Source organism: Phytohabitans houttuyneae, assembly GCF_011764425.1.
GTDB classification, from domain to species: Bacteria; Actinomycetota; Actinomycetes; order Mycobacteriales; family Micromonosporaceae; genus Phytohabitans; species Phytohabitans houttuyneae.
This window is the reverse complement of record NZ_BLPF01000002.1, coordinates 1407368-1428620: the sequence shown is the minus strand read 5'-3', so window position 1 is coordinate 1428620 and position 21253 is coordinate 1407368. Positions and strand designations below refer to the sequence as shown.

General features: G+C 70.0%; 20 protein-coding genes. 8 read left to right on the top strand and 12 right to left on the bottom strand.

Annotated elements, in window-relative coordinates; genetic code table 11:
- Window positions 1-16: 16 nt before the first annotated feature.
- From Phou_RS29875 to Phou_RS29865, 3 genes are read left to right on the top strand one after another with little or no spacing between them, the layout of a single operon-like run.
- On the top strand, window positions 17-1552 hold the full coding sequence (locus tag Phou_RS29875) for a circularly permuted type 2 ATP-grasp protein (RefSeq protein ID WP_173061954.1): 1536 nt from the start codon (window positions 17-19) through the stop codon (window positions 1550-1552).
- A gap of 10 nt (window positions 1553-1562) precedes the next feature.
- Window positions 1563-2507: an alpha-E domain-containing protein gene (locus Phou_RS29870; protein WP_173061951.1), complete on the top strand. Its 945-nt coding sequence runs from the start codon at window positions 1563-1565 to the stop codon at window positions 2505-2507.
- Window positions 2504-3346: a transglutaminase family protein gene (locus Phou_RS29865; RefSeq protein ID WP_173061948.1), complete on the top strand. Its 843-nt coding sequence runs from the start codon at window positions 2504-2506 to the stop codon at window positions 3344-3346. The genes Phou_RS29870 and Phou_RS29865 overlap by 4 nt, the downstream gene beginning before the upstream one ends.
- Before the next feature lie 64 nt (window positions 3347-3410).
- Here Phou_RS29865 and Phou_RS29860 read toward each other — a convergent pair whose 3' ends face one another.
- The 5 genes from Phou_RS29860 to Phou_RS29840 form a co-directional block, all read right to left on the bottom strand.
- Window positions 3411-5132: a copper resistance CopC/CopD family protein gene (locus Phou_RS29860; protein WP_246274083.1), complete on the bottom strand. Its 1722-nt coding sequence runs from the start codon at window positions 5130-5132 to the stop codon at window positions 3411-3413.
- A 104-nt stretch (window positions 5133-5236) separates the two neighbouring features.
- The gene (locus tag Phou_RS29855) at window positions 5237-5995 is read right to left on the bottom strand and encodes a YcnI family copper-binding membrane protein (RefSeq protein ID WP_173061942.1); all 759 of its coding nucleotides are present in this window, start codon (window positions 5993-5995) and stop codon (window positions 5237-5239) included.
- Between the two features lie 99 nt (window positions 5996-6094).
- Window positions 6095-7483 carry a multicopper oxidase domain-containing protein gene (locus tag Phou_RS29850; RefSeq protein ID WP_173061939.1) on the bottom strand — a complete coding sequence of 463 codons (1389 nt, stop codon included), beginning with the start codon at window positions 7481-7483 and terminating at the stop codon, window positions 6095-6097.
- A gap of 195 nt (window positions 7484-7678) precedes the next feature.
- A complete protein-coding gene (locus Phou_RS29845; protein WP_173061936.1) occupies window positions 7679-9982 on the bottom strand; it encodes a YncE family protein in 2304 nt (767 codons plus the stop codon).
- 711 nt (window positions 9983-10693) lie between these two features.
- On the bottom strand, window positions 10694-10999 hold the full coding sequence (locus Phou_RS29840) for a winged helix-turn-helix transcriptional regulator (RefSeq protein WP_246274082.1): 306 nt from the start codon (window positions 10997-10999) through the stop codon (window positions 10694-10696).
- Between the two features lie 165 nt (window positions 11000-11164).
- Here Phou_RS29840 and Phou_RS29835 point away from each other — a divergent pair, with 165 nt between their 5' ends.
- Window positions 11165-12004: an NAD(P)H-binding protein gene (locus Phou_RS29835; RefSeq protein ID WP_173061930.1), complete on the top strand. Its 840-nt coding sequence runs from the start codon at window positions 11165-11167 to the stop codon at window positions 12002-12004.
- 2 nt (window positions 12005-12006) lie between these two features.
- Here Phou_RS29835 and Phou_RS55760 read toward each other — a convergent pair whose 3' ends face one another.
- Window positions 12007-12231: an NUDIX domain-containing protein gene (locus Phou_RS55760; protein ID WP_173061927.1), complete on the bottom strand. Its 225-nt coding sequence runs from the start codon at window positions 12229-12231 to the stop codon at window positions 12007-12009.
- A gap of 134 nt (window positions 12232-12365) precedes the next feature.
- Here Phou_RS55760 and Phou_RS29825 point away from each other — a divergent pair, with 134 nt between their 5' ends.
- The gene (locus tag Phou_RS29825) at window positions 12366-13787 is read left to right on the top strand and encodes a hypothetical protein (protein WP_173061924.1); all 1422 of its coding nucleotides are present in this window, start codon (window positions 12366-12368) and stop codon (window positions 13785-13787) included.
- 295 nt (window positions 13788-14082) lie between these two features.
- On the opposite strand, the gene Phou_RS29820 is transcribed toward Phou_RS29825, so the two are convergent.
- Complete coding sequence (locus Phou_RS29820; RefSeq protein ID WP_173061921.1) at window positions 14083-14955, bottom strand: NmrA family NAD(P)-binding protein; 873 nt, start codon at window positions 14953-14955, stop codon at window positions 14083-14085.
- A 119-nt stretch (window positions 14956-15074) separates the two neighbouring features.
- Here Phou_RS29820 and Phou_RS51380 point away from each other — a divergent pair, with 119 nt between their 5' ends.
- The 3 genes from Phou_RS51380 to amaB are packed head-to-tail and all read left to right on the top strand — an operon-like array spanning window position 15075 to window position 17630.
- Window positions 15075-15251 (top strand): hypothetical protein, encoded by a 177-nt coding sequence (locus Phou_RS51380; RefSeq protein WP_218579264.1) that lies wholly within the window; start codon window positions 15075-15077, stop codon window positions 15249-15251.
- Window positions 15215-16069 (top strand): AraC family transcriptional regulator, encoded by an 855-nt coding sequence (locus tag Phou_RS29815; RefSeq protein ID WP_218579263.1) that lies wholly within the window; start codon window positions 15215-15217, stop codon window positions 16067-16069. Before Phou_RS51380 ends, Phou_RS29815 begins: the two co-directional genes overlap by 37 nt.
- A 34-nt stretch (window positions 16070-16103) precedes the next feature.
- Window positions 16104-17630, top strand: a complete 1527-nt coding sequence (gene amaB / locus Phou_RS29810) for an L-piperidine-6-carboxylate dehydrogenase (RefSeq protein ID WP_173061918.1) — start codon at window positions 16104-16106, stop codon at window positions 17628-17630.
- Here amaB and Phou_RS55755 read toward each other — a convergent pair.
- From Phou_RS55755 to Phou_RS29790, 5 genes are read right to left on the bottom strand one after another with little or no spacing between them, the layout of a single operon-like run.
- Window positions 17623-17769: a hypothetical protein gene (locus Phou_RS55755; protein WP_371872238.1), complete on the bottom strand. Its 147-nt coding sequence runs from the start codon at window positions 17767-17769 to the stop codon at window positions 17623-17625. The genes amaB and Phou_RS55755 overlap by 8 nt on opposite strands.
- The gene (locus tag Phou_RS29805) at window positions 17769-18386 is read right to left on the bottom strand and encodes an amidohydrolase family protein (RefSeq protein ID WP_218579262.1); all 618 of its coding nucleotides are present in this window, start codon (window positions 18384-18386) and stop codon (window positions 17769-17771) included. Before Phou_RS29805 ends, Phou_RS55755 begins: the two co-directional genes overlap by 1 nt.
- The gene (locus Phou_RS29800) at window positions 18383-19123 is read right to left on the bottom strand and encodes an amidohydrolase family protein (protein WP_178134983.1); all 741 of its coding nucleotides are present in this window, start codon (window positions 19121-19123) and stop codon (window positions 18383-18385) included. The genes Phou_RS29805 and Phou_RS29800 overlap by 4 nt, the downstream gene beginning before the upstream one ends.
- Window positions 19120-20016: a dihydrodipicolinate synthase family protein gene (locus Phou_RS29795; RefSeq protein ID WP_218579261.1), complete on the bottom strand. Its 897-nt coding sequence runs from the start codon at window positions 20014-20016 to the stop codon at window positions 19120-19122. Before Phou_RS29795 ends, Phou_RS29800 begins: the two co-directional genes overlap by 4 nt.
- Window positions 20013-21170, bottom strand: a complete 1158-nt coding sequence (locus Phou_RS29790) for a DegT/DnrJ/EryC1/StrS family aminotransferase (RefSeq protein WP_173061915.1) — start codon at window positions 21168-21170, stop codon at window positions 20013-20015. Before Phou_RS29790 ends, Phou_RS29795 begins: the two co-directional genes overlap by 4 nt.
- Window positions 21171-21253: the final 83 nt, after the last annotated feature.

The following is a 21253-nucleotide window of genomic DNA, read 5'->3' as shown; positions in this document are numbered from 1 at the left end:
TGGTACGAATCCTCGCATGGGAGGGCTTCTGGACGGTTATCCGCGCGGCCCAGCGTACGACGAGATGTTCGGGGCGGACGGGCTGCCGCATCCACACATGCGCGCGCTCTACGATGCCCTGCAGCTGCTCACCGGCGAAGACCTGGCGCAGCGTGCGGCGGCACGGGATCGCAGCTTCCGCGACCAGGGCGTGACGTTCTCCCACGCCGGCGAGGAGTGGCTGTTTCCGCTCGACCTGATCCCCAGGCTGATCCCGGCCGCCGAGTGGGACGTGGTCGAGGCGGGCGTCGTACAGCGGGTTCGGGCCTTGGAGGCCTTCCTCGCCGATGTGTACGGCCCGGCCGAGGTCGTCCATGACGGTGTGGTGCCGCGCACTTTGCTGACCACGTCGGCCACATTCTGCCGGCCGGCACACGGCATCCGGCCGCGTAACGACGTCCGGATCCATCTCGCCGGAATTGACCTGGTCCGCGATGAGGCGGGCGTACTGCGGGTGCTTGAGGACAATCTGCGGGTACCGTCCGGGATGTCCTATGTTGTGGAAAACCGGCGCACCATGGCGCGGGTCTTTCCCGGGCTGTTCCTGGAGCAGCAGGTGCGGCCGGTCGCCTCCTACCCGGGGCGGCTGTTGGACGCGTTGCGCCGGTCGGCGCCGGACGGTGTCAATGAGCCGGTGGTGGTGCTGCTCAGCCCAGGTGTGTACAACCCGGCCTATTTCGAGCACGCCTTCCTGGCCCGCAAGATGGGCATCGAGCTTGTCGAGGGCCGCGACCTGTTCTGCGACGAGCACGTCCTGTACATGCGCAGCCTCGGCGGCAGGCAGCGGGTGGACGTCGTCTACCGGCGGGTCAACGACGACTTTCTCGACCCGGTGCATTTCCGACCTGATTCGGTCGTGGGGTGCCCGGGCCTGCTCAACGCCGCCCGCGCCGGCAACGTCACGATCGCCAACGCGGTCGGCAACGGCGTCGCCGACGACAAGCTGACCTATTCGTACGTTCCGGCGCTGATCGAGTACTACCTGGGTGAGAAGCCGTTGCTGTCCAACGTGACGACCTACCGGCTCGACGATCCGGACGTTCGCGAGGAGTGCCTGGAGCGGCTCGACCAGCTCGTCGTGAAGCCGGTCGACGGATCCGGCGGCGCCGGCATCGTTATCGGCCCGTCCGCCTCGGACGCCGAGCTGGCCGCCGTGCGCGAGCGGGTGCTCGCGGAGCCGCGCGCGTGGATCGCGCAGGAGCTGGTGCTGCTGTCGACCTCGCCGTCCCAGCGCGACGACCGGCTGCTGCCCCGGCACATCGACCTGCGGCCGTTCGCGGTCAACGACGGCGAGCAGGTCCACGTGTTGCCCGGCGGGCTGACCCGGGTGGCGCTGCGGGAGGGGAGCCTGATCGTCAACTCCAGCCAGGGCGGCGGCTCCAAGGACACCTGGGTGCTCACCTCGACGCCCGAGCCGGCGTCCGAAGCGACCGGTCCGCCGGCCTTCCCCGCTCAGGCGGTGCGGGGCACCACACCCGACCGCGGCCCGCACGACGACCAGCCGCAGCAGTGAGGGGACCCAGGTGCTGAGCCGCGTAGCCGAGTCGCTGTTCTGGATCGGCCGGTACGTCGAACGGGCCGAAGACACGGCCCGGCTTCTCGACGTGCATTTTCACGAGGTGCTCGAAGACCCGACCGTGGACGAGGGCGCCGCCTGCGCCGTCCTGTTGACCGTCATGGGTGTCCCGGACGATGTCGCCTCGCGGCACCGGGACAGCCAGGCCGTACTGGAGCTGCTCGGCTACGACGACGCCCCCAACTCGATCGCCGGCGCGCTGGTCGCCGCCCGGCAAAACGCCCGCGGCGCGCGCGAGGCGCTCTCCGCCGAGATCTGGCAGTGCCTGAACTCGACCCACAACGCGCTCCCGGCCCGGGTGGCCGCCGCCCGGGACTTCGGCCCCGCGCCCTTCTTCTCCTACGTCCGCGAGTGCGCCGCGACCTTCGCCGGCCACGTCGAGGCCAGCATGAGCCGGGACGCGAGCTACGACGCGCTCGTCCTCGGCCGCAGCCTGGAGCGCGTCGACATGACTGCGCGGCTGCTCGCGGCCCGGCTCGGCACGGGCGTCGGCGACGAAGGCTGGACATCCACCCTACGGGCGTGCTCGGCCCACGACGCCTATCTGCGCACCTACCAGCAGGGTGTCGACGCCCGCCGGGTTCTCGAGTTTCTCCTGGTGGATCGGCTCTTTCCGCGGTCTGTCTTCCATGCACTGTGCGCCGGAGAGGAAGCGCTGGTCCGACTCGACCCGGCGTCCGGGCGGTCCGCGCTGGACGAGTCCGCCCGCCGAGCCATCGGTCGAGCCCGTACCGACCTGGAGTTCCTGTCAGCCGCCACACTGCTCGACGACCTCGTGGAGCGGCTACACGGACTGCAGCGGACCGTGTCCACGGTCAGCGAAGACGTCACCCGGCGGCTGTTCACCGGGTCGGCACCGCTGCACTGGCGCATCGAGGAGCCCGCCACATGACCTGGCGGATCGCGATCCGGCACCGCACCGGCTACCGGTACGGCGGACCGGTGCGGGCCTCGTACAACGAGGCGAGGCTCACCCCTCCGAGCGTCGACGGACAGCGCACCCTGCACGCCGCCCTGGAGGTCACGCCCGCGGCCAGGCCGCTGCGCTACGTCGACTACTGGGGCACCACGGTTGACGCGTTCGACATCCACATCCCGCACACCGAGCTCGTCGTGCTGGCGACCTCGACGGTCGAGACCGCAGGGCCGCGGCCGGCACCGGTCGACGTCGACTGGACCCACCTGGCCTCCCGCGCGGTCCGGGAACGTTTCGGCGAGCTGCTCGCCCCGTCGCGCTACGTCCAGGAGGAGCCGGAGATCGCCGAGCTCGGGCAGTCCCTGCGCACCGGCTCGACGCCGATGCAGGCCGGGCTACGCGCCGCCGAGTGGACCCACGAGACGCTGCGCTACGAGCCGGGCGCGACACACGTACACACCTCGTCGGCCGAGGCCCGCGCCGCGGGCAAGGGCGTGTGTCAGGACTTCGCCCACATCACGCTGGCCCTGCTCCGCGCGGTTGGCCTGCCCGCGCGTTACGTCTCCGGCTACCTGCACCCGACCGTGGAGGCCGAAATCGGGGAAGTGACTCCCGGCCAGAGCCACGCATGGGTGGAGTTCTGGGCCGGCGGTTGGATCCCGGTCGACCCGACCAGCCTCGCGGAGGTGGCCAGCCGACACGTACTGCTGGCCCGCGGCCGCGACTACGCCGACGTGCGGCCACTGTCCGGCGTCTACTCCGGGCAGAAAGCGGAGCTCTTCGGCGTCACCGTCGAGATCACCCGGCTCGGCTGACCCGTAGCCTGCCAGCGTGGGTGCCGCCCTTCTCCCGGTGGGTGCGGGTCGCCGGCCGGGCGGATCAGGAGCCTTGGCCTTCGATCGTCAACGGCAGGCGCACGGTCGTCTGGTCCGTGTCGGAGACTCGAACGGTGATGGCCACCTCCCACTGTCCGGGCAGGGGCACGGTGGTGGTGCCGGTGTAGTGACCGGGTCCGATTGGTAGCAGATCGTTGATCGGGAGAGGGCCGAGGTCCTTCGCGGCGAGCCGGAGGGTGATGGTGACCTCCGGGACGGTCATGGGGCGTCCGCCGCTGTCGAGGACCGTGACGTGGGCGGCGGTGGGGCCGACCCGGCGGGGTTGGAGGTCGAAGGCGACCAGGCCCTTGCCCGATGGCCCGGAGCCGGCCTCGAAGGGCACTGTGCCCGGCATCGTGGCGGCCGCGCTGGTCGGCGGCCCGCTCGGCGGTGGGACATCGTCGCCCGCACCGTAGGCGGTGCTTGCCGGCTCGGAGGTGACCAGGGCGGCGGAGAGCCCGAGCACCGCGACGGCGAGGAGTACCTCGTGCGTGACGCGGCGCCGGAAGTGGTACAGCTGATGGGGATCGGGTCCAGCGGCGGCGCGGCGCCCGGAAATCGTGTATTGGCGGCGTACCCAGGATCGAGCGGCGGCGGCCAGCGTCAGGATGACGAGCACGGCCAGCACCTTCGCTATCAGCATTTGGCCGTAGGTGGTGTTCAGCAGGGCGGGCACGGTGCGCACCTGGCGCCAGGACTGAAACACGCCGGTGGCGACGAGCGCCACGACGCTCACCGCGGCGGCCCGGGAGAACGCCGGCACCGCCCTGCGCATGCTGGCGGTGTCCCGGCTGGGTAGCAGGGCGATGGCGAGGACCGCGAGGCCGCCCAGCCACACCGCCATCGCGACGAGGTGGATGACGTCGGCGGTGAGGGCCGCGGGGGTGAGGGTGCCGGTCGTGCTGTGGCCGGCGGCGGTCCAGGTCGCGGCAAGAAGAGCCCCGGTGGCGAGGACGGCGATCGGGAGTACGACGCGCTCGCGTGCACCCATCGCGGAGTCTCGGGCCATCCGGCGCAGCCCGTACCAGATGAGGGGCGCGAACGCGAGCAGCAGCGCGATCCGCACGGTGAGCGCGTGGCCGTGGCGGGTCTCGCGGAGCGACTGGTCGAGGAGCCCAGCGTCCAGGAGGTGGCCTGGCGACGTGCCGGCCAAGTACGGGCCGTAGAGCAGGACCGTGGCGATGGTGGCGGCGAGCGACGCGCCCCACCCGGTCCAGAGCAGGCGGCGGGCGGCGGGCCGGCGTGCGCCGGCCGGCCAGGCGTGAACGAGGAAGAACGCCGAGCCGATCAGCACCGCGAGGGCCGCGAACCCGAGCCAGCGGGCGGAGCCGTACGCCCATCCCGCGGCGGCGCTGTCGGTGTCGGTGAGGTTCGACGCGGCGGCCGTGCCGGCGGTACCGACGGTGAACGTGAGCGCGCCGGAGACCGGGTGGCTGTCGGCGGAGACGACCCGCCACGACAAGGCGTAGCCGCCGTCCGGCAGTGGCTCGGCAAGCAGTACGTCCACTGTGGTCTGGTCGGCTGGCGGATGCGTTGGTGCGCTGAGGGGTACGGCCTGGCCGGCGGCGTCGTACAGGCGGATGCCCCCGGCGGTTGCGCTCACTGCCTCGGTGAACTGGAGTCGCAGCCGATCCGGGGACTCTTGGAGAGTCTGTTGGTCAGCCGGGCTGGCGTAGACCAAGCTGGCGTGGGCCCAGGCAGGGCTGGGAGTGGCCAGGCCGGTCACCGTGGTAGCGACCAGGCTGAGCAGAAGCGCCGCGGTAAGCCTTCCGGCGGTCCGGCCGCCGCCGCGTATGGCGCCGGCCGCGCGGAGTCGGCTGAACACGGTCGTCACCTCTTGCCCGCGCTCAGCGGCTGGGCGGCGCGGTTCGTCGCGATGGCGTCGGGCGGTGGCGGTGACGCCGTCACGGCGGGTCGCCGGCGAACGAAGCCTGCGGTGGCGACGATGAGCGCCAATAGCGCTACGATCAGCCCGGCCATGGACCGGACCGGGTCGCCGCCGTTACCGGTGTCCAGGACGGCGGCCGTCACCGGCCGGCCGGACGGCGCCACGATGACGACCATCGCGGGATGCTCCGGTTTCGGTTCCCCGTCCCGGGGTGTCTCGATCCAGCGCACGACCTCGCCGTTGGAGTACGTCTGCACCGCTTTGAACACCAGCGTGGTGGGCTCCTTCGGCAGCGGTCCGGTGGCGACATCGAAGGTCTGGAACTCGCCTGGCCGTACTCCGGTGGTGCTCTGCCAGACGATGCCGGTGACGGCGTCGGTCGCGGCGCTGTGGCCATGCGCGGCCGGCTGTGTGGCGGTGGCGGACACCGGCCGGCGCTTGACGGTGGCGGTCCAGCCGGGCACCGACCGCAGCGAGAGCGAGCTCAGGGCCGCGCCTTCCGGAAAGACGACCTCCACCTTGACGGTACTGGCCGAATCGCGCTCGTTGGGCACCTTGACGGTGAACGTGGCGCGCCCGCCGGCGGTGACCGTGGCCGGGGTGATCGTGACGTGGGCGACGGCGGGTGCCGCGGGGGTGAGCATCAGGGTGGCGATCCCGGCGCTGATAATCACCAGGGCGCGGCTCAGGCGCTTGCTCATGTGTGGTTCACTCCGTCCATTGTGGAGCCGATGTCGGACTGGGTGCCGGCCCGGCCGGCGATCGGCCGGGCCGGCGTTCGGGGGCTTACCGGCCAGCGGTCACGCGGTGATGTCGAGGACGGTCACCAGGCCGACCATCCCGTTGGGCCCCTCTGAGTGGGAGAAGACGTGGCAGTGCAGCAGCCACTTGCCGACCTCCTTGGGCTGGAAGACGATGTCAAACGTCTGTCCTGGAGCGACGGTCAGCGTGTCCACTGTGTATGGTGAGGTGATCTTGATGCCGTCCTGCGCGACGACCTGGAACGGCATGCCGTGCAGGTGCATCGGGTGCAGCATCTCCGGCCCGGTGCCGATGAGGCGGATGTGCACCTTCTGGTTGAGCCGCGCCGACAGCGGCACGGTCGCCGGATACGACCTGCCGTTGAGGGTGAATCCGTTCGATCCGTCGCCGATCTCAACGGTGTAGTGCTTGTCCGCCGTGATGTCCCCGAGCGTGGGGGTGATCAGCAGCGCGCCGTAGAGGCCTTTGCCGACCTGGCTGCCGCCCATGTGCGAGTGGTACCAGTGAGTGCCGGTGCTCTTGGCCGTCCATTCGTACGTGTAAATCTCACCGGGCATGATGTGCGGCTGGGTGATGTCCGGCACACCGTCCTGCGCGTTGGGCAGCTCCATGCCGTGCCAGTGCACGGCGGTGTGCTCGGTCATGTTGTTCTGCACGATGAAGCGCAGCTTGTCGCCCTCGTTCACCTTGATCGTGGGTCCGGGCACGATCCCGTTGAACGCGAGCGCCGGCCGGATCACACCGGCGGATACCTGTAGGTTCAGCGGCGCCATGCAGAGCTTGAACACCTTCACCCCGCCGACCACCTCGAACGTCGCCAGTCGGGTGCCGTCGCCTTGCTCGGCGCCGACCGTCGGGTTCTGGCATGGCGGCGTACCGGATGGTGGCGGTGTGGGTGAGGCCGTGCCGGTGGGTGTGGCCACCGGGGTCGTCGGGACCGGCCCGGTGGTCGGCGGGCTCGTGGTGGGTGCGGCGGTGGTGGGCGCCGCCGTTGTCGGGGTCGGCGCCGTGGTGGTGGGTGGCGCACTGCCGGAGTTGATCGTGCCCAGCATGTACGGGTGATTGCCGCAGAAGTAGGAGTAGCTGCGAGTGCCCGTGATGGTGACGGTGAACGAGGCACCCGGCGGCAGGTCGGGCGACGTGAAGTCCCCACGGATCGTGTGCAGGGTGCCGTCGGTCTCCTGGTTGACAAACGTGACGGTGTCGCCCGGGGAGACGTTGAGCACCTCGGGTGTGAAAGTGAAGTTCTTGATCGTGATGGTGTGGTTGGCTGCCATCGCCATCCGGGGCGCGAAGATCGCGACGCCGGCGATGAAGGTGGCGATCACCACTCCCAGCACCACGGCTAGGCGCCGCACCGGTCGTGACGGATTTCTCAGCAGCCGCCGGACCGCTCCGAGGCGGTCGGGCAAGCTCGTGTCGGACATGAGGACGCTCCTCATCTAATGTGGTAGGCGTGCGGCATCACCACCAGGGCGCCGGCGTTGCCGTGCCCGATGTGTGCCGGGATGCGCGCAGGCCCGCGTTGGCCGGCGACGCGTCGTGGAAGCCGCCCGGAGACGGGGAGGGACCGCCCGCTTTGCGGTCCCTCCCCTTACCGCCGGTGGCGGCGTGACCGGGTCCTAGGAGCAGACACCGGTGTTCATCGGGTTGAGCTGGGCGCAGGTGAGCTGGTTGGCCATGTCCGCGGGGGCGTTCTGGACCCAGCCGTTGTAGACGATCGGGTACGGCAGCACGCCTTGGCCGCCCATACCGTTGTAGGCGGTGACGGTGTCGTCGGTGATCGTGCCCGGCGCGGAGTTCAGCACCATCTTGCCCACGACCGCGGCATCGGCCGGGTTGCCGTCACCGTTGGGGTCGCCGTCGACCACCGCGAGGGTGTTGGCGAACTTACTTGACACGTAGGCGTAGTAGCCGCCGCCGCGCTTGGCTCCAAAGTTGATCCCGTGGCAGCCGGAGTCGCACGGCAACGTCTTGACGATCTTGTCCGTCTCGGTGTCGACCACCGTGATGTTGCTGGTCAGCGTGTTTGCCACCAGCAGGTACTGGCCGTCCGGGCTGACCGGTAGTTGGATCGGCAGGCCGCCCATCGAGCCGCTGGTCGCGCCGCTGACCGGGTCGTAGTTGGCCCACAGGTTGATTGCCTTGTAAGCGACCGGACTGCCCGTGTCGCTCCTGCACGACGATCCGACCAGCGAGATGCAGGAGACGCTCTGCCCGAGGAAGTTCGCCACGTAGTACTTCGAGTTGTCGGGCATCATTCCCGTGGCGATGGGCAGCTGTTCGGTCTGCATCTTGGTGATGTTGCCGGTCGGTACGTCCACCATGGTCGAGTCGTGGTGGTTGACGTTCGGCGTGACCATTGTCTTCGCGTCGGAGCTCATCCAGTGCGCGTGCGGATGTGCTGGCGTCTGCCCTGGCCCCTGCACCAGGATGCGCCGATCAATTCCGGTGGCACCCGGGCTCAGCTCCACTACCGCGTTACCGGCGTTGATCGCCACGTGCAGCTGGTCGGTGTCGGTCCGGGTCATCACGTGTGACGGATCCGGTCCCACTTGGATGGTGCGTACCAACTGGCCGTTGGACCGGTTGAATACCGTAAGCCGGTCGGAGAACCACTCGGTCTGGTAGATGTACTGGCCGGCGCGGTCGGTCCACATGTTGTGCGGGTTGTTCAAATTGATCTGCGGCAGCGCCACCTTTCTGGCTACCGTCCAGTTCACGACGTCCACCTTCGTGGCCGCCCCGGATTTCGACTTGCCCGCGTACTGCTCCATCTGGGTGTCCACCCACAGCTCGCCGACACCCGGCACCGATGGCCGCTGCGTCAGCGCCGGCAGGGTCACCCCTTCGGAGAACTTGCTTTCGTAGTAGGCGTCCAGCAGCGGCACCAGCACCGGCTGTTCCGCCGCGTCGTACATGAGGATCGGCGCGGGCGGGTACGACGGGTTCCACGCCTTGGCCTCGGTGTTGCTGAACGTCTGCCAGTTGTCCGGCGCGGTGATGCGGAAGAACTTCTGCACCAGCTGCTGCACCACATCGGACGAACTCGGCACCACCATGCCGCCCTTGACCGCGACGTTGAGCTTCTTGCCGAAGTCCAGGCCGGGGGTGAGCGGATCGTCGACCACGACAGCCCCGAGCATGTACGGGTGGATCTTGCACGCCCACGCGTACAGGCCGGGCTCCGCCAGCGAGGTCTCCACGTCCCCGATGAATGCGCTGGACTGGTCGAACGCCGTAGCGCCGACCGGCCAGATCAGGCTGGTCACCGAATGCGATGAGCTGGCCTGCGGCGCGGCTACCTTGAACGTGGCCTTCGGGGTCAGGCTCAGGTCGCGAGGGGCCAGCGCGCCCAGGTCCGCCAGCGTCCGCATCAGATCCAGACCCACCGGAAGGCTCGACAACGCCACCGCTTCGTTGGCGTTGCGGCCGGCCAGCTGGGTCTTGAGCTGGGTGACCTGTTGCTTGGCCCGCTGCACGGTCGGGTTCAGAAACCCGAGCGTGCCTCCGGCGTCGTCGATGGCTTCGTTGAGCACGTCCAGGTTGAGCAACGCGTTCAGGTCGACGCCGAGGCTTCCCAGCAGCGGTGCGTCACCGTCCACAATGGGCAGGTTGAGCAGGTCGCCAACGTTGGTGTTCAACAGTGGCAGGCTGTCCAGCGGCAGGTCGAGCAGGCGGGTGCGCGGCGTGACCGCCACCCCCAGCGACTTGGTACCGAACAGCGTGGTGCCGGTGTCGAACCAGGCGCCCTGGTTGTCGGTGAGGTGGAAGGCCACCGGGATACCTACACCGACCGGTGTCGCCCGCGCCGGAGTGGGAACCGCGATCGCCGCGATCGCCAGCACCGGCACCAACAGCGACGCCCACCGTCTGCGGGCGGCCCGACGGCGGGCGGCCCGCACATCGTCGGGTGGTGAATGCATGCTTCCTCCCTTAAAAGGAAAAGACGGCGGAAGCGTGGCGCCCCTTTGCGTTGGCGTTCCGCCATAGACGCCGCGGTTGCGGCGGTGATCTATCAGCCCGATAGACCACAGTGATAGAAGGCCAGTCGCCTGTTACGCGATTGGCCACATGGATACACACGGGAATTAAGAACAACGCACCGGCGAAGCCGGCCAGCGGTGCTCCGCACGAAACACGACCGACATCAATACTTCGACGATCGCTGGCCAAGATCCAGCAGATGTGTCCCGGCCACCGATGACATCGTTACACAATAATCCCAATGGATTGCGAGACGGTGACAGCCAAGCCGTAACTCCCGACCGTCTCATTCGTTCAGCCAGAGTGGCTTCGTTGGCCTGGGCCCTTGAACAAGCCACATGATCATAAGACGGACACGAGTTTGCCCGGTTCAAGAAAGCAAAAGAGTGATCCGGCGACAGATGTTCCAATAGCGCGATTCCTGCCCGGTCCGGAAGCAAGTGCACGGACGCCCCTTGAGACACGGTTGGCGGATAGCCAGAGCGACCGAGCTGGCCGCTGAGATTACCGGCCGCGCACCTCGTCAGGGCGCAGACGATCGCTTCGACATGGCGAGGGCAGGCAAGGAGCCATCCCTGGGGGTCGGACACTGGTCAAGGCTGCGGCGGTGGTGGTCGTCCCGCAACCGTCATGATCAGGCTGGCTCAGTCTCATCGCGCTGCGTCGTAGGCGTGACGGGCCTGCTCCACCTTGTCGAGGTGGGCATCGGCCCAGGTGGCCAGGTGGGCGAAAAGCGGACCGAGGCTGGCGCCCAGCTCGGTGATCTCGTATTCGACCCGGGGTGGCACCTCGGCGTGGTAGGTGCGGGCCACCAGCCCGTCGCGTTCGAGTTGGCGTAGCCGCTGGGTGAGCACCTTCGGCGTGATGCTGGTCAGCCGGCGCTCGAGCTCCACGAATCGCTGCCGACCGTGCTCGTGAAGAGCCCAGAGGATAGGCGTGGTCCATCGGCTGAACACGATATCGACAACCGGCGCGACCGGACACGCCAGCTCGGGGTTCGCTGATCGCTCCACGTGTCCTCCGTCATAACGCCATTACTATCCTCTAGGTACCTACTATATCCACGCCACTAACGTCAGCTTCAACCGCGCGAGCGACGCGGCTGAACTGGAGAGACGAACATGTTTGTCGTGACAGGCGCCACCGGAAATGTCGGCCGGACGCTGTTGTCGATCCTTGCGGCGTCGGGCGCCGAGGTGACGGCGGTGTCCCGTGGACGACGCCGCCACGTCGTGCCCGCCGGGGTTCGCCACCATCTCGCGGACCTCGCACAGCCGGAGACCCTTCGTCCAGCGTTCGCTGGCGCAGAAGCGGTCTTCCTGCTCGTAGAGGGTGCCGGAGCGCACCTCGACATGCCCGAAATCCTGCGGGTCACGGCGGCCGCCGACGTCAAACGCATCGTGCTGCAATCCTCCCAAGCAGTGGGCACAAGGCCGGGGGCGGTGTCACACGCACCCCTGCACGCCATCGAGGACCTCGTGCGCCGGTCCGGTCTCGGCTGGACGATCCTGCGTCCCGGCGGCTTCGCCTCCAACGCCTTCGCCTGGGCCGAGCCGATCCGGGCCAGCCGGACGGTGACCGCGCCATTCGGCGACGTCGGCCTGCCCGTGGTCGACCCGGACGACATCGCCGAGGTGGCCGCCGCCGCGCTGCGCGACAGCGCTCACGACGGACGCACGTACGAGCTGACCGGTCCGGCGCTGAGCACACCACGTGAACGGGTTGCTGATCTCGCCGCAGCGCTCGGCGAGCCCATCCGCTTCATCGAGCAAACACCCGACCAAGCCCGTGAGCAGATGCTGCGGTACATGCCACCACCCGTTGTCGAGGGCACGCTCGCGATCCTCGGCACGCCGACCGCACGAGAGCAACGAATCAGCCCGGACGTGCCGGAAATCCTGGGCCGATCACCACGCCCCTTCACCGCATGGGCCACACGAAACATCGACGCATTTCGTTGAGTTTATGGGCTGGGTGAACCGCCCTTTCCGCGGTGGCCGATGAGCGGACAGTCATAATCGGCTGCCCGCTCATCCAGTGGGCGGATGGGTGGCGTGGGTCGCCAGCCAGTCTCTTCCGCCGCTTCGCGGGCGGCGGCGCCTGCGGCTGCCTCGCCTCGTCTGATGCTGCCGTGGTGTGAGCTGAGAGATATTTGGGCCGAGATGGGAGAACTTGCCCTAACGTACACCGAGTCAACGGCCGAAATGGCACGCGTAATCCGTCAGGATGGCGGAAATCCGGTGGCTCGGGTAGCGGGGGCGACCAGGGACCGGTACACGGAAGGGGCCGTACGCGCGAACGGCTGGAAGGGCGGTGGTCGGCTTGTTCCGGGAGGATCTGGCGGGCAAGGTCGCGGAGATCCGGCGCCGCGCGTTGGACCGGTACGACGCGTGGCTTCAGGACCAGAGTGCTCCGATCCTCGCCGACGGCACTGTCGGCGACAGCCCTATGCGGCTCGACGAGGGCCGGACCGAGGTGGTCGGGCCGCCCGGGGTCTCGCCCGAGCACCTGGCGATCGCCAACACCGATCTTCAGGGGTTCCTCGCCGACCTCGAACAGCTGGAGCGGCGCTTCGACCGGTATGACGACCTCGACCCTCACGAGCTGGAGGTCACGCAGCGGCGGCTCAGCCCGTACAGCGAAACCGAGCTCGCAGAGCTCACCGGGGGCTGGGGACAGGACGATACGACCCCGTCGACGATCAACATCATGGGGAAGATCAGGTACGCCACCAACAGCGTGGTGCTGCCGATGTCAGATCCCGAGGTAGACGTTCCGGGCGTGGACCGGGAGAAGGTCAAGGCTCCCGTCTGGGCCGGCTCGGCGGCCAGGGCGTTCAACCGGGAGTTTCTGCTTCCTTTCCACGAGTACGCCGCACGCCAAGGTTTCTGCGTGGTGTACCTGGCGAGCGTCAACCAACTCCTGCACGAGTTCACCGTCGCCGCGCAGGAGGACGTCCTGGCGATAGCCGACGCGTGCCTGTCCGCCCTCGACGGTGAAGGCATCAGCCCGGCGACGGCGGCGGTGGCGGTGTCCCGCGTGAGTCTGGCCATCAACCTCGCGGGCATCTTCATGTCACCCGTGCCCGGCGCGATCGCCACCGGTACCACCATCGCTCTCGACGCTTGGGCCAATAGCCTTGACAAGGCGGAACCACCGGACTGGCGGGTCGAGGCGGGCATCTGGAAGTACGACGCCATCTACAGCGCTTTCAACGAGCTCAACCGGCTGGACGACCTGCTGGACCAGAACGACCAGAACGTCGCTGATGTGATCGCGACCGACGCGGACATCTATTTCTACTCATCCGCGTTCGCACTCAAGGCGGAGCGGCCGGATCCGCCGGACGCGATCGTCGACTCGAAGGAAGCGCCTGCCAATGTAGGCGACGACGTGTTCGTCGCGGATATCGAGACTGTCTACAGCTACGGCAAGGTCGTCATGCCGCTGGCGGCCGACGAGTACCTGCAAGCCAGCCAGCTGCTCGGTCGGTGCGATCTTCCGCCGTGGGTCAACGCGTTCATGCCGAACTGCCGCACCGAGTACGCGTTGGCCCGGTCCAGCCTCGCGGCGGCGCTCGACGGGACCCGGTTGCATCTGGACCACGTCTCGGGCCAGCTGGTGCGCATCTGTGACGAGTACACGTGGGTCGACGAAGACAACGCCGCCGCGTTCAGGGCGTACAAGGACGACCTGCGGCCGGAGGCGCAGCCACCGTCGTTTCCGAGGGCCGTGCTCCACTGACGTCCCGCACGCTTGCGAGCAGAGTCTGTACCAGCGCGATCGTCCTGACGATAGGCAGCCGGGACTGTCCGACCATCCAGCCGCTCATGAGCCCGCACGGCGAAGCCCGGCGCTGTATCGACAGCCCCGCCGCCGATGTCACCATCCCTTCTCGTGATCAGCCACTGCCAGGCCCGACACTGCAGTGCCTGGCAGGTCACGCCCACGGCGCGAAACGGGACAGCCGGCCGCATAGGCTGGGTCGTCGACGTCCGCGCAGTACCGGCCCAGATGCTGCTCCTGAATGCCGAACCGGTCATCGGAGCCAGGCGGGCGCCGCGCCGGCCGCGAATTCGGCGAAGTTGACCGGAGGCCGGCCCGTCACCGTTTCCACGTCGTCGTTCAGCACGCCGAACGCGCCGCTGGTGAGCGCGTAGACGTACAGCTCGCTGATCGAGTCGGCGACATCCGGCGGCATACCGGACTCGACGAAGGTCGCCCGGATCTCGGCGCGTCCAATCTCGACATACCTGACCGGGCGCCCCGCGGCCGCGGAGACGAACGCGGCGACCTGGGCCATCGTGAGCGGCTCGGGGCCGACCAGCGTGTACCCCTTGCCCTCGTGGCCGGGCTCGGTCAGCGCGGCCGCCGCAACCGCCGCGATGTCGTCCGCGGACACCCAGGAGACGACGCCGTCTCCACCCGGCATGGCGATCTCGTCGCGCTCGCGGATGCTCTCGACCAGCCGGTTGCGGTGCCGCTCGGAGAAGTTCTGCATGAACGCACCGGGTCGCAGGATGGTGCTCGGTATCCCGGAGGACTCCACCGCGAGCTCGACGCGGCGCATCGCATCGCCGGGCGGCGCCTGGTCCACGCCGAGCGCCGAGAGCAGCACGACGCGGCTGACACCCGCGTCGGCCGCGCCGTCGAGCAGCGCGCCCACCTGGTCCGCGGGGTCGCCCGCCACGCCCGGATCGCCGTAGACCACGTAGATCGCGTCGACACCCTTGCGGGCCGCCTCGTACGTGCCCTCGCGTGCCCAGTCGAACGGGACCGGCTCGGCACCGGGTGGGGCGATCGCCGGTGCGCGGCTGGCCGCTCGCACGGCGGCGCCGCGGCGCATGAGCAGGGGAATCAGCCGGCGCCCGGTCTTGCCGGTGGCGCCGGTCACCAGGACGGTGTCGGTCATGTCAGCCTCCGCTGGTCGGTGATTCAACCGCTCGACCATAGGAACGCCGCAGTGGGACGGGCCATGACAGTTCGCGCTCGACAAATATCTGATCGTCTCAGCAGGCGTATCGTCGGGCCATGGTCCTGCTCACCGATCCGCGCCCGGCGGCGCATCCCGGTGACATCGTGGCCGACCTCGTCGCCGACATCGTGGCGACCACCCGGCGGGGCACCGCGGTCTACTCGCGCAACCGGTTCCACGCACCGTGGGCATCCACGTGGCCGGCGGGCACGTCACGAGCTTCCACGTGGTGACCGCCGGCGTGTGCTGGTTGGTGCCGGACGGCGGCGACCCGATCCAGCTGACCCGCGGCGATGTCGTGCTGGCGCCCTCCGGTGCCGGACACGCCCTTGTCGACACGCCGGGCAGCCCGGTGCGGCCGCTGACCGAGCTGATCGGCGGCCCCCTCGGCGAGATGCCGCCGACAGACCTGGTGATCGAGGGGCCCGGCCCGGTGACCGGCCTGCTCTGCGGGGGATACCTGCTCGACCCTGGCCTGTCGCACCCGCTCACCGCGGCGCTGCCGTCGGTCGTACGCATCGCCGGCGGGCACTCGCGCGTGGCCGGGCTCACCGCGGCGGTCCAGCTGCTGTCCGATGAGGTCGATCGGGTCGACCCCGGCGCGCCGGCCGTCATCAGCTCGCTGGTCGAGCTGCTGTTCGTGTACGTGCTGCGCGCCTGGCTCGCCGAGTCGAGCGGCCCTGCCACCGGCTGGATCCGGGCGCTCTACGACCCGGTCGTCGGCAAGGCGCTCACGCTGGTCCACAAGGAGCCGGGGCGGCCGTGGACCGTGGCGTCCCTGGCCCGCGCGGTCGACTGCCCGCGTGCCACCTTCAGCCGGCGCTTCACCGCTCTGACCGGCCAGTCGCCGATGGCGTACGTGACGCTGTGGCGAATGACCGTCGCCTCCCGCCTGCTGCGTACGGACGTGCAGCCGCTGCGGGAGGTCGCCCGGCGGGTGGGGTACGACTCGGAGTTCGCGTTCGCCCGCGCATTCAAACGCACGGTCGGCCAGTCCCCTGGGCGGTACCGGACCGCAACCGGTCCACAATGGACAAGCGCGCCGGCGTAGCGCGGTGATCCACCTGCACACATCAGGAGTCATCATGAGTCCGTTTCCCACCACCGCCGACATCCGCAGCGACGTACAGCAGGCACTCGGGGTCATCGGCGTCGACCTCGACGCCGTCAAGGGTGATGCCGAGGTGCGCAGCCCGATCACCGGTGAGGTGATCTTCGGTCTGGCTGGCCACAGTGCTGGGGACATCGATGGCATCATCGGGCGCGCCGCAGCCGCGTTCCTCACCTGGCGCGAGGTGCCGGCACCGGTGCGCGGACGACTCGTCAAGCGGTGGGGACAACTACTGGTCGAGCATAAAGAGGATCTGGCCACGCTGATCACCGCCGAGGTGGGCAAGATCCGCTCGGAGGCCCTCGGCGAGGTGCAGGAGATGATCGACGTCACCGACCTGGCCGTCGGGCAGTCGCGTCAACTGTTCGGCAAGACCATGCCGTCCGAGCGGCCCGGGCACCGGCTCGCCGAGACCTGGCATCCGCTCGGCGTGGTGGCGGTCATCTCGGCATTCAACTTCCCGACCGCGGTTTACGCGTGGAACACCGCGCTGGCACTGGTCGCCGGAGACACGGTCGTCTGGAAGCCGTCCGAGGTCACCCCGCTCAGTGCGCTGGCCACTGACGCGCTGCTGGCCAGGGCCGCTCGTGAGGTCGGCGTCCCGGCCGACCTGCACCACGTCGTGCTCAGCGATCGCAGCGGCGGTCGGCAACTGGTCGAGGATCCTCGGGTCGCGCTCGTCTCGGCGACCGGTTCCGTGCGCATGGGGCGCGAGATCGCCCCGGTCGTCGCCGCCCGGTTCGGCCGGACCCTGCTCGAACTCGGGGGCAACAACGCGGCCATCGTCACGCCGAGCGCCGACCAGGATCTGGCGTTGCGCGGCGTCGTGTTCGCCGCCGCGGGCACCGCCGGGCAGCGCTGTACCACGCTGCGCCGGCTCATCGTGCACACCTCGATCGCCGACCATTTCGTCGGCCGGATCGCTGACGCCTACCGCACCCTGCCGATCGGCAGCCCTACTGCCGACGGCGTGCTGGTAGGTCCCCTCATCAGCAGGGCCGCGTTCGACGCCCAGCAGGCCGCACTGGCCGCGGCCGTCGACCAAGGCGGCGAGATCGTCTGCGGCGGTGGACGGGTCTTCGCCGACGACCAACCCTCCGCCTACTACGTGGAGCCGGCCGTGGTCCGGATGCCGTCGCAGACTGACGTGGTACAGCAGGAGACATTCGCCCCCATCCTGTACGTCCTCACCTATCACACGCTCGACGAGGCGATCGCCTTGAACAACGCTGTGCCCCAGGGCCTGTCGTCGGCGATCTTCACCAACGACCAGGCCGAGGCGGAACGGTTCGTGTCCGTCTCCGGGTCCGATTGCGGCATCGCGAATGTCAACATCGGCACCTCGGGTGCGGAGATCGGCGGCGCGTTCGGCGGCGAGAAGGAGACCGGCGGCGGACGGGAGTCCGGTACCGACTCCTGGATGGCCTACATGCGCCAGGCGACCAACACCATCAACTTCTCCGGCCAGCTGCCCCTCGCCCAAGGCGTGGAGTTCATCTAATGCTCCGACCGGGAAGATTCGCCGGGGCGGACGGGTCGAGCCTGAACAGTTCGGCGGCGTTTCGCCAGGCGACCCGTTCGGCCAGTTCGGGCGACAGGTCGGCGGCGAGCACCGCCCCGTACGCGGCGGCCGGGTCGATCAGGGTGGCGTCGGTGCCGAAGAGCAGCCGCCGGGGTCAACGGCCGCCGCCACCGCGGCGAACCGACCCGCCTCGGTGTGCGAGAAGCAGGGCTCCAGCCAGAGCCGGTCCACCCCGTTGGCCGCCTCGATGGCGTGCCGCCACCCGTTCGCGCCCATGTGCCCGGCGATGGCCCGTACTCCGGGGATGTCCGCGACCGCCTGGGCCAGGTCGAGCGGCGTCGTGTCCCAGGTGTGCACGAGGGCGGGCAGGTCGTGCGCGGCGGCCAGTTCCAGGGCGGCCCGGGTCTGTGCGGAGTTCGCCGGCGAGGCGGTGTAGTCGGTGTGGATCTTCACGCCGACGAACCGGCCGGTGGGCAGCAGGTCGCGCACGTCCCGCTCGGCGTCGTCCAACCGGCGTGGGTTGATCGTCAGGTAGCCCAGCAGCCGGTCGGTGCTTTCCAGCACGCGGGCCATCGCCCGGTTGCCGGCCGCGACGTCGTAGATCACCGCCTCGCTGGCGGAGACCACGGCCAGGTCGATGCCGTACCGGTCCATGACCGCGAGGTTGGTCGCGACCGCGCCGACCTCCATGCTGAAGAACCACGGTCCCCAGTGCGCGTGCACGTCGATGATCATCGGGCCAGCCCCAGGATCCGGCGGGCGTTCCCGCCGGCAACCGCCGCGACCCCGGACGGGTCGATCCCGGCCCGGGCCAGCCGCAGCCGCGGGACGACAGGCTCGTAGAACGGGGTACGGGAGCCGTAGAGCAGGCGCTCGACCCCGACGTGCGCGGCGACGGTCTCCAGCGCGTCCGGCGAGTTGAGCAGTCGGGTGGAGGTGTGAAAGCCCGGCTCGTCGCGGGCCACCACCACGAAGTCGCCCAGGTGGTAGAAGTGCGTGTCGAGAAAGACCACTGTCACGCCGCGCAGCGGCCGCCAGAACCGGCGGACATCCCCGCCGGTGAGCACGACCAGGCCGGCCTCGGCCGCCCGCCGGCCGACGTGCCGTACGGACGGGAAGTCCGCCTCGACGCGCTGCTCGTCGGGGAACAGCCGCACGGCCCGGACGCCACGTTCGGCGAGCCGGACCACCTCCCGTTCGGCGCCGAGCGGGTCGCGCAGGTCCAGCCCGCCGACCGGCAGCACGCCGGGGCCGGCAAGGGCGGCCGCCTCGTCGTTGCCGCTGCGCATGTCGAACAGGGCGGCGCGCAGGCTCGCGACAGCCGCCCGCTCGACGCCGTTGGCGGCCAGCGTCGCGGCGACCGCCGCGGGCTCGCCGACGGGCCCGGGACGGTCGGCGTACCGGCCGACGAGCACGTCGATGTCGAGGGTGACCGGTGGCAGGTCGGCGGCCACGAACGGGTTGCCGCTCACCGGCGTCCAGCCACGCGCAGCACCCGGTCCCGGTCGCCGTCGGGCAGCGCCGGGGCGTACGGGTCGCCGGCATGGTCCGCCGGGATCCGCCCTTCCTCGGCGGCGATCCAGAGCATGCGCTGCACGTACCCCTCCATCGGTGCGGTGAAGGTGACCTCGGCCAACCGGTCCAGGTCGGCGGAGGCGGCGATGAACTCGTCGTGGCACTTGTCGGCGTAGGCCCGCAGCACCCGCGCGGTGGTCGGGACCGCGGCGGCGGCCAGGCCGACCAGGGCCGCCTCGGCGCCCCACATCAGCGACGGGCCGAACATCCGGTCCTCGCCGGTGACCGCCAGCCGGTCGGCGAGGTGGGCGGCGGCCAGGACGGCCTGGCAGGCGAGGGCGTCGTGCAGCCGGGCCACCTTCACCCCGGCGACACCGGGGTGCCGCAGCAGCTCGGCGAGCACGGGCTCGGCGTACGGCCGCAGGTAGAGGTCGAAGGCGAGCATCGGCAGGCCGGCGGCGCGCCAGAGCGCGTCGTGGTGGGCGACCGGATCGCCGTCCACCGGGAAGACCAGCAGGCCGGCCGCGCCGAGGGTGGCCGCCCGCACCGCCTGGGCGGCCACGTCGTCGGTGCGCTCCCCCGGCCGGCCGCCGACGCCGACGATCACCGGCGCCCCGGTGTCGACGGCGCGGCTGATGACCAGGTCGCGGGTGGACTCGCCGTGGTACGGGCCGCGCCCGGTGTGCGCGAGCACCGCCAAGGCGTCCGCCCCGTCGGTCACCAGCCCGCGCAGGTAGTGGTCGAGCACGTGCGCGTTGACGGCGCCGCTCGCGTCCACCGGCGTGGCGGTCGCGGCGATCAGGCGCCAGCGCAGCCGGTCGCGCAGCGCGGCGGCGGCCGGCGCGATCACGAAGTCACCGCCGTGCGGACGGCCTGGGCGATCTCGTCGACGTGCGCATCGGTGTACCTCTCGTTCCAGTCGACCACCAGCAGCGTCCGCTCGATCATCCGCTCGGCGACCGGGCACGCCCCGGGTCCGTACGCCGGCAGCCGGTCCGCCGGTGGCACGGTGAGCGGGAAGCGGGAGGCGCCGTAGACGGGGGCCTCGGTCAGCGCCGGGGCGCAGTGCAGCGGCTGTTGCAGGTAGCCGGCACGGGCAGGTATCCCGGCGGCGGCGAGTTTCCCGGCCACCTCGTGGTTGGTCAGCGGCGGGTCCAGCACGACCGGGAACAACCACCAGGCGTGCGCGTCCACGTCCGCCGGCAGGTGCACGCCGGGTAGGTCGGCCAGCGCGTCGACCAGCCGCCGGGCGGTGCGCCGCCGGTCGGCGAGCACCCCGGGCAGCTTCGCCAACTGGGCCCGGGCGACGGCGCCGGCGAGTTCGGTCATCCGGTAGTTCAGACCGAGGCTGACATGCCGGCGGGCATCGTCGCGCGGCCAGCCCTTGTCGGCGAACAGCCGCATCCGGCGGGCGAGCACCGGGTCGTCGGTGATGGCCAGGCCGCCGTCGCCGCACGTGATGTGCTTCCACTGCTGGAGGCTGAAGCAGCCGATCGCGCCGGCCGTGCCGGCGAGGGTGCCGTCGGGGTAGCGGCTGAGCCACGCCTGGGCGCAGTCCTCGATCAGCGGCACGCCGGCTGCGGCGGCGACCGCGCGCAGGTCGGCGGCGGCGCCGAACAGGTGAACGGCGAGGATCGCCCGGGTGCGCGGCCCGATCGCGGCGGCGACCGCCGCCGGATCCAGGTTGCCGGTGTACGGATCGACGTCGGCGAACACCGGCACCGCGTTCTGGGCGAGAATGGGCGCCACGGTGCCGAAGTCAGTGATCGGAGAAGTGATGATCTCGTCGCCAGGATCGGGCGCGACGCCGGCGACGGCCAGGTGCAGGGCCGCGGTGCCCGAACTGGCGGCCACCGCGTGCGACACTCCATGGCGATCGGCCATCTCGCGTTCCAGGGCGCGGACCTCCGTGCCCCAGACCGAGCTGAGCATGCCCGACTGCAGCACCCGGCTGACCGCGGCCAACTCCTCCGCGCCGATCGTCCGGCCGCTTGCGTCGGCCATGCTGGGAAACGACGACACGTACCCTCCAGGGCTACAGTAATACCGGGCCCGACCGTAATCTTTGTGCTGCGAACAACGCAACC